Below are 13,173 nucleotides of genomic sequence, written 5' to 3'. Positions count from 1 at the left end.
GCTGCGAGGCAAGCTCGCGCCGCGATCACCGGGGCGCCAGCGGCGTTCGTACTAGAGTGTGCGAGCTCTCCCTGTGTCCGTTGTCCGGTTCGCCATCGAGTTGCTGCTGCTGCGCGTCGCGGAAATCGAGGTGGCTGGTCACTTTGGATTCCGCGAGTGCTGGCAACCATCCAGATTGTCGACAGCTTCCAGTCGTCGGTGCATCTCAGCGTGTTCGATCAGCTCCGTACCGACGAGCGCGTTGTGATCTCGTCGGCCGTGCGGACACTGGTGCTCAGCTTTCTCAACTATCTCGAGCTGTTGATTTGCTTCGGGATCGTGTACGTCTCCATGCTCGACAAACTTTCCGGCGCGGACGGGTGGATGGACGCGATCTACTTCAGCGTCGTCACCCAGCTCACGATTGGGTTTGGCGACCTTCGGCCGCTCGGGGTCGCGCGCTTTGTGTCGGCGACGCAGGGGCTGGTTGCCGTGGCGTGTACGATCGTGATTCGCGGACGCATCGTCTCGGTGCTGCCCAAGATCGAGAGTGTGATCAAGCACTCCCCCGACGAATAGCGGCCACTGTCAGTCCCCTCACGCACTGTACAGACACCCTCCAACGCGGCGTTTGTCTGATGGATGCCGTGCTTTTCGTCGATCACCAGCCCGTCGCCCCGCCCACCGGTCCTGCCGGCGTCGTGGTTCGGGCCCTCCTCACCATTTCCGGCCACGTGCCGGCGCATCGCCAGCGGACGCCGCCAAGGCCGCTTCCATCAGCGCCGTCGAGCGTCTGCACCCCGACGACGTAGTCTCGGTAGTTGTGTTCGACGATCAGGTGGATCCGGTTGCGCCGCCGGCCCCGCACGCCCGCCACCAGCAGCTGGTGCAGCTGGTGCAGCAGATGCACGAGATCGAGACTGGTGGCAGGACAAATCTCAGCGGTGGCTGGCTTCGTGGTCGACAGCATATGGAGCAGGCGCTCAGTCTGCTCGGCTCGTTGGAAGGATCGTCCCGCCGTATTGTGATGCTCACCGACGGGCATGCGAACGCCGGAATCACCGATCCTTCGACGCTGGTGGAGCTGGCCCGCACGGCCCGCACGATGGGGATTACAACCACCACGATCGGCGTTGGCGAGGGCTACGACGACGACCTGCTCCGTGCCATGGCCGATGCCGGCGGGGGCAACAGCTGGTACGTCGAACGCCCCGACCAGGCACAGGACGTGCTCGCCGGGAGTTGGGCAATCTGCTGTCGGTCACGGCCCAAGGGCCGTCGGTCACGATGACGCGGGACGACTCGGTCGCCGTGTTCGCGACGAATTCCAGCTGGCCCGCCACGGCACTCGCCAACGCCTTCACCTTCGATCTCGGCGATCTGTACGTCAGCGAACCCAATCCGGTGTTGCTCGAACAATGTGCTGAGGCGCGAGCCGTAACCACGAAGAGTGTCGGGCCGTAGATTTCTCCTATGCGCCCGACACTTTTCGCTGCTTCAGCGCTGCTTCTAGCGGCGTTGGTGACTCCCCACCAGGGCGGGGCACGCCTCGCGGCTCAGTCGCAGCAAGCGCCCCGTCGAGCAGGTGAACGCCCGGTAGTAGACCGCCCGGCGAGAGACCGCCTGGCGGCCGATCCAGCGTCACTGGCGGCCGTGACCACGCTGCTCGACATCGATCGCGCCTTCTCAAAGACGAGCAGTGATCTCTCCATGCGGGCGGCCCTCGACGCGATGTTCGCCGACGGCGTCATCGCGCCGTGGCAGCGCGGCGAGATCGTGAAAGGCAAGGTCGCCGTCATTCGTGCCATGCTGCAATCACCCGACAGCGTGGCCAAGCTGTCGTGGGCACCCATTCGCGGTGGTGTCTCGGCCGATGGTCTGCACGGCTTCACCTTCGGCTATCTCGCGGCCGAACACCCCGATGGTCGCCTCGCGCACTCGAAGTACATGGCCTACTGGGTGCGCGAACCGCGCGGCTGGCGCGTGGCCGCGTGGAAGCGTCGACCTATCGGCGCCGCGCCGCTGGCCTCCGAACCGCAGCCGCCGTCATTGCCGCGGCGACTCGTGAAGGCGACCGCCGCCGGCGACCGGATCGCGCGCTACTACCGCAGCCTGGTCAATGCGGAAGCAGGCTTCTCGTCGCTCGCGCAGCGTGTGGGATTGTCGCGCGCCTTCACCGACCTGGGAACCGATGATGCCGTGAACATGGGTGCCGACGATCCCCAGTTCGTGGTGGGCGCCGCCAACATCGCGCGCACCGTGGCGCCCGTGAACGGTGACCAGCCGGCCACCATTTCGTGGAGTGCAGACACCGCGTTTGTGGCGTCGAGTGGTGACCTCGGCATCACCTTCGGCGTGATCCGCCCAAAGGTGCCACAGGATTCCAGTGCACCCGCGTCGGGCGCCGCCTTTTTCACCATCTGGCGTCGTGCCTCGCCGTCCGCGCCGTGGCGATACATCGCTGAATGATCGCGTTCTCTCCCCTGGTACACTCGGAACCTCGCATGCCCTCTCTCGTTTCTCGCGCCGCAGTGCGGCGATCCGCACTTCCGTTCGTTGCCGTGTTGCTCGTCGCGCCGCTCGCGCGCGCTCAGTCGCTCTCACCGTCTACGCTGGGGATCAGCGTGCAAGTACACGGCCTAGGCGGCAAGATGAATACCGCCATCTATTCCGGTGCCAGTGGCAGCGCCGCCTTCGGCTTCGGCGGCGAGCTGTCCTACGGCGCCACGCCACGGATGTCGCTGGTGGGCCGACTGGCGCGCCTTGCGTCGAAATCGGAGATCATCACGGAGTCGACCGACTACGCGATGCTCCAAGGTGATCTTGGCTTGCGCTGGATGCAGTCGCCCGGCGCTCGTGTGCGTCCGTTTGCCGAAGCCGGTCTCGCCCTTCGCCGGCTGGCGTTCTCGTACGCCGACAGTGCCGGCATAACCAGTGACTTTAGCGCCTTTAACGGTGGCGCCACGGTCAGCGTCGGCGTCATGGTGTTTCAGACGGAGACCATGTCGGTGGAAGGCGCGGGCACCTATACCAGCGGTAACTTCAGCACGTGGAAGCGGAACGGAAGGCCTGAGCCACTCGCTCAGATGACGTCCGATATGCTTGGCGTTCGAATCGGCGTGCGCTACTGGTTCAAGAAGTAGCGAGATTGCGCGCACGGTCGAGGAAGGTGCGCAGGCGCGCGTTGCGCTCGTCACTCGACGCCAGATAGCGGAACGACGTGTGCTCAGCGTCGATCCCGTCGCCGAGCGGCGTCTCGTAGGAATTGAGAACGGCCTGCCTCGCTAATCGCGTGGCGGCTCGCGGGTGCGAGGCAATGCGATGCGCGAGGTCGGTGGCTCTGGCTAACGCGCTGCCGGCCGGCACGACCTCCGAAACGATGCCCGCCTGCTGGGCCTGTTGTGCGTCGATAGGGTCGCCGGTGAGCACCAGCTGCATCGTCATCGACTTCCCGGCGCTTCGCGCCAGCCGTTGCGTGCCGCCCGCGCCCGGCATCCAGCCCAGCGTGATTTCCGGCTGGCCGAATCGCGCTGCTGCTCCGGCGATGGCGATGTCGCAACTCAACACGAGTTCGTTGCCGCCGCCGAACGCTACGCCTTCCACGGCGGCGATCATCGGACATCCTGAGCGCCAGATGCGCTGCCAAGCCATCGTGCGCGGATGATCAATCAGCGCCGGTCCATCGAGCGCCAGCATTTCGGGAATGTCGGCACCGGCCGCGAATGCGCGTGCATTTCCGGCCAGCACAATGCAGCGCACGGCGTCGTCCCGATCGGCGGCTTCAATCGCCGCCGCCAGTTCGTTCATGGTTTGATGTCGAAGCGCATTACGGACGTCAGGGCGGTTGATCGTGATGATGACGACGCCGTCGGTGCCTTCGCTGACCAGTACGTCACGCGGAGCATCGCGCTCGGCGGTCATGCGAGACCGTCGTCGTTGTCCGGCACGATGGCCGTTGCTTCGATCTCGACGACTGCGTCGGCTTCCATCAACGCGCACACCTGCACCGCCGACATGGCGGGATAGTTGCGGCCGAAAATCTCGCGATACGCTTCACCGAGTGCAGCGCCGCTGGCGAGATAGCGATTGCGGTCGGTCACGTACCAGGTGAGACGCACGAGATGCTCGGGCGAGGCACCATCGCAGGCCAACACCGTGACGATATTCCGCATCGCCTGCTTCGCCTGCTCCACGAAGTCGTCACTCACGATCTGCTGTTGCGCGTTCCAACCGATTTGTCCGGCCACATGAATCTGCCGACCCCGCGCTGATATGCCATTGGTGTATCCGCGCGGACGAGGCCATCCGGTTGGCTGAAGTGTGCGATGCATCAGCTGTTCTCCTTGAGACGGAAACGCTGGAGCTTTCCCGTGTTGGTTTTGGGTAGTGCACTCACGAACTGCACCTGACGCGGATACTTGTACGGCGCGATCGTGGCCTTTACATGCTCCTGCAAGGCATGCGCGAGGGCCGCGTTTCCGTGTACGCCCGCCCGCAGCACCACGAAGGCGGACACGACCTGTCCGCGCTCTTCATCGGGAATACCAACCACTGCGCACTCGGCCACCGCGTCATGCTGCAACAGCGCGCCCTCCACTTCCGGCGCACCGATGTTGTAGCCGGACGAGATGATGAGATCATCGGTGCGCGCCTTGAAGAACACATAGCCGTCGTCGTCCATCGTGCAGGCATCGCCGGTGAGATTCCAGCCGCCCTGCACGTATGTCGTCTGGCGCGCATCAGCGAGATAGCGACAGCCGGTGGGGCCGCGCACGGCGAGTTTGCCGACCTCGCCCGTCGGGACCTCGCGCAGGTTGTCGTCGAGCACGGCCACGGTGTAGCCGGGAACCGCGCGGCCGATCGCACCGCGCTTCCAGTGGCTGCTGGCCGCGCCGATGAACACGTGGATCAACTCCGTGGCGCCGATACCGTCGAGCATCTCGACGCCGGTGGCGTCGCGCCAGAGCGTGCGCGTGGCATCGGGGAGCGCTTCGCCGGCGGAGACGGTTACGCGCAGTGAGGCCGTGTCGAAGCGCCCGGGGTGCTCACGAATCGCGATCGCCATATGGCGGTAGAACGTCGGCGCCGTGAAACTGATCGTCGCCCCGGTGGCCGCGACCGCATCGAGCAAGCTTTCTGGTGACGCCCGCTCCAACAGCACCACGCTGGCGCGGGCAGCCATCGGAAAGCAGACCAGTCCGCCGAGTCCGAAGGTGAAGGCAATCGGCGGCGTTCCGATACAGCGATCGCTCGCTGTGATACCGAGCACCTGCTCCGAGAAGCCACGGCACATGGCCATCACGTCGCGATGGAAGTGCAGGCACCCCTTTGGAATGCCCGTGGTACCCGACGTGAAGGCAATCAGGGCCACATCATCGCTGGCGGTGGTCGCCGCGGCGAATGGCGTGGTGTATCGGGCCATCGCATGCTCCAAGGCGTCGGTCCCCTCGCCGCCCCAGCAGCGCACGGTGCGCACACTCGGTGTGCTCGCGGCGGCACTGGTGAGATCCTCCAATAGCCGCGCATCGCACAGCGCGGCGTTGCACTCCGCGCGCTCGATGACCAGGCGCAACTCACCGGCGCGCAGCATCGGCATGGTGGTCACGGCCACCATGCCGGCCTTCAGCGTCGCGAGCCAGGCCACGGTCATGAACCGACCGTTGAATCCACGGCAGAGTACGCGATTGCCGGACACCAGTCCGAGGTCGCTCACCAGCACGTGCGCCAACGCATCCACCTGGGCCGCCAGCTGCGCGTAGGTGGTCACTTCCCATCCGCCGTTGTTGTCGGGCACGAGAATGGCCACCCGGTCGCCGTGGCCTTCCTCGAGGGCACGGTCGAGCAGCTCCACCGCGGCGTTCAGGAGAGGCGGCGCCGCGTACACACCGTCCAGCGTGATCACCGGCCACTGTTCGGTCGGCGGCAGCTGGGCCCGTGCGAAGCCGTCGACGTGGCCACTGGGATGCAGCAGCACGGGCGTAGGCGCCGACGGCGTAGGCGCCGACGGCGTAGGCGCCGATGGGGAAGGCTCGAATGGCGACGTCGTCATGGCCTTTCCTCAGCGCTGACGATACGCCTTCAAGGTCTCGCGGCCGACGAGCAGGCGCTGCACTTCGGTCGCCCCTTCGTAAATGCGCAGCGCGCGCACGTCGCGATACAGTCGCTCCACCACTTCACCCACGCGTACGCCGCGGCCACCGTGCAGTTGCAGCGCGCGATCAATTACCTGTTGCGCCAGTTCCGTACCGGCCAGCTTCGCCATGGCGGCGACGCCGGTGCCGCGGGTGCTCTGGGTATCGCGATGCCACGCGGCACGATAGGTCATGAGCGCCGCCGCATCGAGATCGGTGGCCATATCGCCCAGAATCGCCTGGGCCAACGGCTGCGCACCAAGCGTCGCGCCGAACATCGCGCGTGACTCGGCTTGGCGGAGTGCCTCGTGCATTGCACGACGGGCAAACCCGGTGGCGGCGGCGGCTACCGATACGCGAAAGATATCGAGCGTACGCATTGCGAGTGAGAATCCCTCGCCTTCGACACCCAAGAGCGCGTCGTGCGGAACGACGCACCGCTCGAACGACAGGAGCGCCAGCGGATGTGGCGACATCACGGGAATGCGTTCCGCAATGCGAAGCCCCGGGTTGTCGGCCCGTACGAAGAAGGCGCTGATGCCCTTGCTGCCGTTCGCTTCGGCGTCGCTGCGCGCGAAGACGCAATAGAAGTCGGCGATGCCGCCGTTGGAGATCCACGTCTTCTCGCCATCGAGTTGCCAGCCGGCCTCGGTCTTCGTGGCCTGCATGCGCATCGCCGCCACGTCGGAGCCGGCGTCCGGCTCGGACAGCGCAAACGCGGCAATCGCCGTACCGTCGGCCACCCGCGGCAACCACTCGGCCCGCAGATCGTCGCTGCCACCCAGCGTAATCGCTCCAGAGCCCAACCCCTGCATCGCGAACGCGAAGTCGGCGAGTCCATCGTGCGCCGCCAGCGCCTCGCGCAACACGCACAGGGCGCGTGAGTCAAGCGTGGGAAGCGCACCGCCCCACGGCGCCGGTACGCAATAGCGCAGAAATCCGCCGGCACCCAGTCGGCGCACCCACGCCCGGCAGGCGTCGTCGACCTCAGTCTCTGTGTTCACGGTTGGCTCTACGCCCTGCGCGGTCGTCCACTCGGTGACCGACCTCGCCAGCACGCGATGCGCCTCGTCGAAGAACGGCCACGCCAGATGCTCGATTGCCGCGTGCATCGTCAGTTGCCCTCGAACACGGGGGACCGCTTGGCCGCGAAGGCCTCGAACGCGCGACGGAAATCCTGCGTCCCCATGCATAGCGCCTGCGCCTGCGCTTCCATCTCGATGGCCTGATCGACCGAGACGTTCCACTCCTGGGCTAGCATCGTCTTGGTCATGCTGTGGGCGAACGCGGGGCCGTTGGCGAGATCGCCGGCCCGCTCAATGGCTTCGGGCAGCAGCGCGTCACGCTCGACCAGTGCGTTGTAGAAGCCCCACCGTTCACCCTCGGCCGCATCCATCGCGCGCCCCGTGTACAGCAGTTCAGCGGCGCGCCCCTGTCCGATGATGCGCGGCAGTAGCGCACAGGCGCCCATGTCGCAGCCGGCGAGCCCTACGCGCGAAAAGAGAAAGGCGGTGCGCGCCTGCGGAGTGGCGAGGCGCAGATCCGAGGCCATGGCGAGAATTGCGCCGGCGCCGGCGCACACGCCGTCTACGGCGGCGATGATTGGCTGCGGACAGGCGCGCATGGCTTTCACGAGGTCACCCGTCATGCGCGTGAACGCCAGCAGCTCGGGTACGGCCATGCGCGTGAGCGGTTCGATGATCTCGAACACGTCGCCACCCGAGCAGAAATTGTGCTCGGCACCGGTCAGCACGATGGCACGGAGGTCCGAGGCGTAGCTGAGATCGCGGAAGAGATCGCGCAGTTCGGCGTACGACTCGAAGGTGAGCGGATTCTTTCGCGACGGACGGTTCAGCGTAATCACGCCCACACGGGCGTCGTGCGCGGTGGACCACGTGAAGTGCTGCGGGGTGAGAGCCGCGAATGATCGGCGCATTGACGACATCGGATTGGTCATGAGGTACTCCTCGGTGAACGGACACGATCTTTCACGACACCGAGCCGCGCGTGCAGGGAGCGTCGGTCGTCGGGAGACAGCGTGGCGAAGATGTCGGCGATCCAGCGTTCGTGCGCCTGTGCCATCGACGCGAAGTGTCGTTTGCCGGCCGCCGTGAGCCGCACGATGGCGGCGCGCTTGTCGGTCGGTGACACGCGGCGTGTCACGAGCTTCTCGGCCTCGAGCGCGCGCACGAGCCACGTCACGTTGCCGCCGGTGGTGAGGATGCGCTCGGACAGTTCGCCCATGCGTAAGCCGTCGGGAGCGCGCTCGAGTTGTGCCAGCAAGTCGAAGCGCGGCAATGTTGAGCTGAATTCGCGCTTGAGGGCGCTGTCCAGCTGCCGCTCCACGAGCGTGGTGGTGGTGAACAAGCGCAGCCAGAGGCGCAGTAACTCCTGATCGGTCGTGCTCACAGCTCACCATCGGGCGCCCGCCCGTCGACCACGATGGCCTGGCCCACGGGCGACCCAGCCGGTGCAGTGCACAGTGCGAACACCGCCCTGGCCACTTCGTCCGATGTCACGATTCGTGCTTGTCCCGCATCGGAGAGAATGGAGTGCAACGCGTCGCTGCCTGAACGCCCCGTGCGCTGCACAATCCGATCAACGGCACCCTTTACCAGATCCGTATCGGTGTACGCCGGGCACACGGCATTCACCGAAATGCCGCGCGGCGCAACTTCCAGCGCGAGCGCACGGGTGAGTCCGACCATCGCATGCTTGGCTGCGGTGTAGGCCGTGACATACGGTGCACCCATAAGACCCGCCACACTGGCCACGTTCACGATGTGGCCGAATTTCCGTTCGATCATGGAAGGGAGCACCGCCTGCGACGCCCACACGGGTGCCATCAGGTGCATCGCGATCATGCGATCGAAGAGGGCCGTTTCGGTCTTGAGAAACGGCGCCGACTCGGCGGTGCCAGCGTTGTTCACCAGAATGTCTATCGGCCCCAGCGCTTTGGCGGCGGCCGTGCAGGCATCCACCAGCGCCTCATGATCGGTGACGTCGGCGACGACCACGGCGTACGGTCCGGCTAACGTCGCCGCCACGGCTTCCGCGCGTGCGGCGTTGCGCACCAGCAGCGACACGCGCGCACCGGCGGCCGAGAGCGTGCGCACAATCGCCGCCCCGATGCCGCGGTTCGCACCAGTCACCAATGCATGACGACCGGTCAATACTGGCAGTGAATCACGCGTATGCAGAGTCATGTGAGCTCTCCGGTTGGCGGAGCACCCTCGAGGGCGGCGCGCATGGTACGCTCGCGTTCGATGAGACGATCGAGCTGCGATTTACCGGCCAGATACTGCACTGGCCAGGTCGCGCCGTTGTAGCCGTACTTCGCTGCCTCCATCAAGGTCCACGCCGGATTGGTCAGGTGCGGACGACCGATCGCCACCAGATCGGCGCGTCCCGACGCAATGATGCCGTTGGCCTGATCGGCGTCGGTGATCGCACCCACGGCGATCGTCGCGATGCCTGCTTCCTGCCGAACGCGATCAGCGAACGGGGTCTGCCACATGCGGCCATACACCGGACGCTCATTCTTCACGACCTGACCAGCGGACACGTCGATCATATCCGCACCGACGTTCCGGAACAGCTTGGCGATCGCCACGGCATCGTCGTCGGTATTGCCACCGTTCGTCCAATCGTGCGCGGAGATGCGCACGGAGATCGGCCGGTTGACCGGCCAGACCGCGCGCACGGCGGCGAACACTTCAAGCGGGAATTTCGCACGCGCGGCGAGATCACCCCCGTACTCGTCGGTGCGCCGGTTGGTGAGCGGCGACAAAAAGCCGGACATCAGGTAGCCGTGCGCGGAGTGCAGCTCCAACCAGTCGAAGCCGGCCGTGGCGCCACGTTGTGCCGCTTGGACAAACTCGCCGATCACACGTCGCATGTCCTCGCGCGTCATCTCGCGCGCCGTTTGTGATTCGCCGCTGAGATACTGGGTTTCCGACGCGGCGATCAGCGGCCATTCACCACGCTCGAGCGGTTGATCGATGCCGTCCCACATGGTTTTGGTCGCGCCCTTGGCGCCAGCGTGGCCGAGCTGTAGCCCGATCTTGGACTGCGAGTGCTCGTGCACGAAGCGCACAATACGCGCCCACATGTCGCGCTGGTCGTCGTTCCAGAGGCCCGGGCACACGGGAGTAATGCGCGCATCGGGCGCCACGCACGTCATCTCGGTCATCACGAGTCCTGCGCCACCGGTGGCCCGCGCGCCAAGATGCACGAGATGCCAGTCGGTGGGCATGCCCTCGTTGGTGGCCGAGTACTGGGCCATCGGGCTCACGACGATGCGATTCGGCAGCGTGACACTGCGTACCGTGAACGGGGTGAAGATGGCCGGCGGTGCGAGGACATCGGCGGCGATGCTGAGGCCAGCCTGCTGCGCAAACCATCGCTCGAACGCACCCACATACGCCGCGTCGCGCACCCGAAGATTCTCGTGCGAAATGCGCTGCGAGCGTGTGAGCAGCGAGTAGGCGAACTGCTCCGGGGCCAGCGAGGCATAACGGTCTACATGCTCGAACCATTCCGTAGAATTTCGCGCTGCGTTCTGTAGCTTGAGCACTTCCACACTCCGCTCGGCCTGATAGCGCGCCAGCGCCGAGGCGACGTCACCCGGATGCGCCGCCAGCTGCGTATCGAGCGCGATGGCGTCTTCGAGGGCCAGCTTGCTGCCGGAGCCGATGCTGAAGTGTGCGGTATGGGCCGCGTCGCCCAGCAGAACGAGCGGCACCCGACCGCGCGCCGTGTCGAGCCAGTGCACCCACTCGGCGCAGGTGACGCGCGGGAAGCGGATCCACTGCGCCGAGCCCCGCAGGTGCGCGACGTTGCTCATGAGCGGCTCGCCGGTGAGCACGTCGGCGAACAACGACTCGCAAAAGGCGATCGACTCGCCGTTTGACATCTCGGCGATTCCCGCCTGCTCCCAGACTTCCTGCGGCGTTTCCACGATGAACGTGCTGGTATCGCCGTCGAACTGATACGCGTGCGCCTGAAACCAGCCGATCGGCGTTTCCTTGAACGCAAACGTGAAGGCATCGAAGCGCTTGGGGGTGCCCAGCCAGACGTATCGGCAGCGACGCAGGTCGATGTCGGGACGGTAGGTGCTGGCAAAGCGTTCGCGCAGACGACTGTTGATGCCGTCGGCTACGACCACGAGATCCGCCTGCTCGACCGCGATCACTGTTTCGAGATGAGCCGGCGGTAGGTCGGTCTCGAAGCGCAACACTACGCCGAGCGTGCGGCAGCGCTGCTGAAGAACGGAGAGCAGCTTCTTGCGACCGATGCCGCTGAAGCCGTGTCCGCCCGAGCGCATGGTGCGTTGGGCGAAGTGAATTGCGATGTCGTCCCAGCGGTGCATCGCGGCGGCGATCTCGTTGGCGCTTTCAGGGTCGGCGGCACGGAGATTCGCGACGGTCTGGTCGGACAGCACGACGCCCCAGCCGAACGTGTCGCCGGGGCGATGTCGCTCGATAACCGTAATCTGCGCACGCGGATCACGCCGCTTCATCAGCAGCGCGGCATAGAGTCCGCCCGGTCCACCACCGACGACTACCACGTTCATCGCGTTCTCTCCCTGAGGGGGCACGCTCCGACGGTACGACCAATTACTTCAAATATCAAGGAATTTGATGATCACCGTTGCTGGAGATCGATTAAGGCGACTGGATCGTAACGCGGGTAATGCGATCGAGCTTGGGAAACTCGCGATCCATGTAGGCATTGCCGCCGCGCTCGAGCGGACCCTGCTTGCCCTGTCGCACCCCGCTTCCGGCGTCTTCGCCGTAGCCGCTGAACAGGCCGTCGAGCACGGCCATCCCTTCGACGACCGTGCCGAGGATCGTGAACGGTTCAGCGTCGTTGCGCGGATTATCGGCGAGGTTCACATAGATCTGCGTGTTGCGCGTGTTCTCGCGACCGGGACCCTCGTACGAAAAAGCGAAGGTGCCGCGGGTATTCCGTGAGCGGGGCGGGTCGTCGCGGAGATAGCGACCCTTCCACGCCGCGTTTACGGACGAGTCGCCGTGCAGTCCCCACTGGGCGATGTAGGCGGCGCGCACGCGGTGGAAGCGGGTGTCGGTGAAGTAGCCGAGCCGGGCGAGGTTATAGAGCCGGTCGGCGCCGAGCGGCCCCCAGTCCCGGTGGAGTTCGAGTACGAACACGCCCTTGCTGGTCTCGAAACGGAGACGCGAGACCGGCGGAGCCTGGCGTGTGAACTCGGCGTTGGCGGGATCGAGTAGGAGCGCGCGAGCGGCGGTGGGCGCGGTGGCTGGCATTGCGACCTTCGGCGCGCGATGGCAGGCCGTAAGGGCGACAACGCCGGCGAGGACGGAGGTGATGCGACGAAGCATGAGAGATGTGCGGGAGAACGACATGACGGAGATGGTAGTGCTCGCGGGGGCGGGGCGTCAGGGAGAGGTCGTGCGCGCCCATAAGGAATCCTTCCGGGGGACGCGCTCGTACAGTGATCCATGCCCACCGAAGAGACGCTGCGCCCAATCGACGCGCTGAACGCCCGCGTGATGCAGCACCCCGCCGCCGCCCGCTTGACGCTGATGTGCCGCATCCTCCTGGCCGTGGCATTCATTCCCACCGGCAGTGTGAAGCTGATGGGCGAGCGGTTCACCTCACTGGGGGTGAACACGTCGGTGGGCGCCTTCTTCGAAGCGATGTATCAGACTGGCGGCTATTGGCGCTTTCTCGGCCTCTCGCAGGTGCTGGCCGGCGTGCTGCTGCTGATTCCTGCCACCGCGTTCTATGGCGCGGTAATGTTCCTGCCGATTCTCGTGAACGTGGTGGTGCTCACGATCGCCATCGAATTCAAAGGAACGCCGATAATCACCGTGCCGATGCTGCTGGCGAACCTGTGGTTGCTGGCGTGGGACTGGCCGCGGTGGCGTGCGGTGCTGATTACCGATGGGTCGCGGTCGCTGATGCACGGATGGTCGCGATTGGAGCGCGCCGGGTGGTTGCTGGGCGCCGCGAGTGTGGCCGCGTTCTTCTTCGCGGTGCGCGGCGTGGCGTTGAAGGGGACGGCGGGGGTGTTGGTGGG

14 protein-coding genes and 1 pseudogene are annotated in these 13,173 nt (G+C 65.7%); 6 read left to right on the top strand and 9 right to left on the bottom strand.

Annotated features, from left to right (window positions below):
- Nucleotides 1-156: 156 nt before the first annotated feature.
- The 5 genes from ACLL97_RS03360 to ACLL97_RS03340 all read left to right on the top strand — a co-directional run bounded on the left by ACLL97_RS03360 (nucleotide 157) and on the right by ACLL97_RS03340 (nucleotide 3,122).
- Complete coding sequence (locus ACLL97_RS03360) at nucleotides 157-558, top strand: ion channel (RefSeq protein ID WP_411279063.1); 402 nt, start codon at nucleotides 157-159, stop codon at nucleotides 556-558.
- A gap of 52 nt (nucleotides 559-610) precedes the next feature.
- Entirely contained in the window at nucleotides 611-1,270 is a 660-nt protein-coding gene (locus ACLL97_RS03355) for a VWA domain-containing protein (protein WP_411279062.1), read from the top strand.
- Nucleotides 1,267-1,443 carry a hypothetical protein gene (locus ACLL97_RS03350; protein WP_411279061.1) on the top strand — a complete coding sequence of 59 codons (177 nt, stop codon included), beginning with the start codon at nucleotides 1,267-1,269 and terminating at the stop codon, nucleotides 1,441-1,443. Before ACLL97_RS03355 ends, ACLL97_RS03350 begins: the two co-directional genes overlap by 4 nt.
- A 189-nt stretch (nucleotides 1,444-1,632) precedes the next feature.
- Nucleotides 1,633-2,448, top strand: a complete 816-nt coding sequence (locus ACLL97_RS03345) for a hypothetical protein (RefSeq protein ID WP_411279060.1) — start codon at nucleotides 1,633-1,635, stop codon at nucleotides 2,446-2,448.
- A 35-nt stretch (nucleotides 2,449-2,483) separates the two neighbouring features.
- Nucleotides 2,484-3,122, top strand: coding sequence for an outer membrane protein (locus tag ACLL97_RS03340; protein WP_411279059.1), 639 nt, complete (start codon nucleotides 2,484-2,486; stop codon nucleotides 3,120-3,122).
- Here ACLL97_RS03340 and ACLL97_RS03335 read toward each other — a convergent pair.
- The 9 genes from ACLL97_RS03335 to ACLL97_RS03295 all read right to left on the bottom strand — a co-directional run bounded on the left by ACLL97_RS03335 (nucleotide 3,112) and on the right by ACLL97_RS03295 (nucleotide 12,472).
- On the bottom strand, nucleotides 3,112-3,900 hold the full coding sequence (locus ACLL97_RS03335) for an enoyl-CoA hydratase-related protein (protein ID WP_411279058.1): 789 nt from the start codon (nucleotides 3,898-3,900) through the stop codon (nucleotides 3,112-3,114). The two genes, ACLL97_RS03340 and ACLL97_RS03335, sit on opposite strands and share 11 nt — an antisense overlap.
- Nucleotides 3,897-4,310 (bottom strand): RidA family protein, encoded by a 414-nt coding sequence (locus tag ACLL97_RS03330; protein WP_411279057.1) that lies wholly within the window; start codon nucleotides 4,308-4,310, stop codon nucleotides 3,897-3,899. The genes ACLL97_RS03335 and ACLL97_RS03330 overlap by 4 nt, the downstream gene beginning before the upstream one ends.
- The gene (locus ACLL97_RS03325) at nucleotides 4,310-5,947 is read right to left on the bottom strand and encodes an AMP-binding protein (RefSeq protein ID WP_411279102.1); all 1,638 of its coding nucleotides are present in this window, start codon (nucleotides 5,945-5,947) and stop codon (nucleotides 4,310-4,312) included. Before ACLL97_RS03325 ends, ACLL97_RS03330 begins: the two co-directional genes overlap by 1 nt.
- Before the next feature lie 90 nt (nucleotides 5,948-6,037).
- Nucleotides 6,038-7,222: an acyl-CoA dehydrogenase family protein gene (locus ACLL97_RS03320; RefSeq protein ID WP_411279056.1), complete on the bottom strand. Its 1,185-nt coding sequence runs from the start codon at nucleotides 7,220-7,222 to the stop codon at nucleotides 6,038-6,040.
- Between the two features lie 2 nt (nucleotides 7,223-7,224).
- Complete coding sequence (locus ACLL97_RS03315; RefSeq protein ID WP_411279055.1) at nucleotides 7,225-8,067, bottom strand: enoyl-CoA hydratase family protein; 843 nt, start codon at nucleotides 8,065-8,067, stop codon at nucleotides 7,225-7,227.
- A complete protein-coding gene (locus ACLL97_RS03310) occupies nucleotides 8,064-8,519 on the bottom strand; it encodes a MarR family winged helix-turn-helix transcriptional regulator (protein ID WP_411279054.1) in 456 nt (151 codons plus the stop codon). Before ACLL97_RS03310 ends, ACLL97_RS03315 begins: the two co-directional genes overlap by 4 nt.
- Complete coding sequence (locus tag ACLL97_RS03305; protein WP_411279053.1) at nucleotides 8,516-9,316, bottom strand: SDR family NAD(P)-dependent oxidoreductase; 801 nt, start codon at nucleotides 9,314-9,316, stop codon at nucleotides 8,516-8,518. Before ACLL97_RS03305 ends, ACLL97_RS03310 begins: the two co-directional genes overlap by 4 nt.
- Nucleotides 9,313-11,685, bottom strand: a complete 2,373-nt coding sequence (locus ACLL97_RS03300; RefSeq protein WP_411279052.1) for a bifunctional salicylyl-CoA 5-hydroxylase/oxidoreductase — start codon at nucleotides 11,683-11,685, stop codon at nucleotides 9,313-9,315. The genes ACLL97_RS03305 and ACLL97_RS03300 overlap by 4 nt, the downstream gene beginning before the upstream one ends.
- Before the next feature lie 91 nt (nucleotides 11,686-11,776).
- A complete protein-coding gene (locus tag ACLL97_RS03295; RefSeq protein WP_411279051.1) occupies nucleotides 11,777-12,472 on the bottom strand; it encodes a peptidylprolyl isomerase in 696 nt (231 codons plus the stop codon).
- Nucleotides 12,473-12,592: 120 nt separating this feature from the next.
- On the opposite strand from ACLL97_RS03295, the pseudogene ACLL97_RS03290 reads away from it, so the two are divergent.
- A pseudogene (locus tag ACLL97_RS03290) lies at nucleotides 12,593-13,173 on the top strand (hypothetical protein); the annotation flags it as partial.

Origin of the sequence: Gemmatimonas sp., assembly GCF_046594945.1 — a bacterium.
Lineage (GTDB): Bacteria > Gemmatimonadota > Gemmatimonadetes > Gemmatimonadales > Gemmatimonadaceae > Gemmatimonas.
The sequence above is the reverse complement of the archived record's forward strand: the minus strand, read 5'-3'. Positions and strand labels throughout refer to the sequence as shown.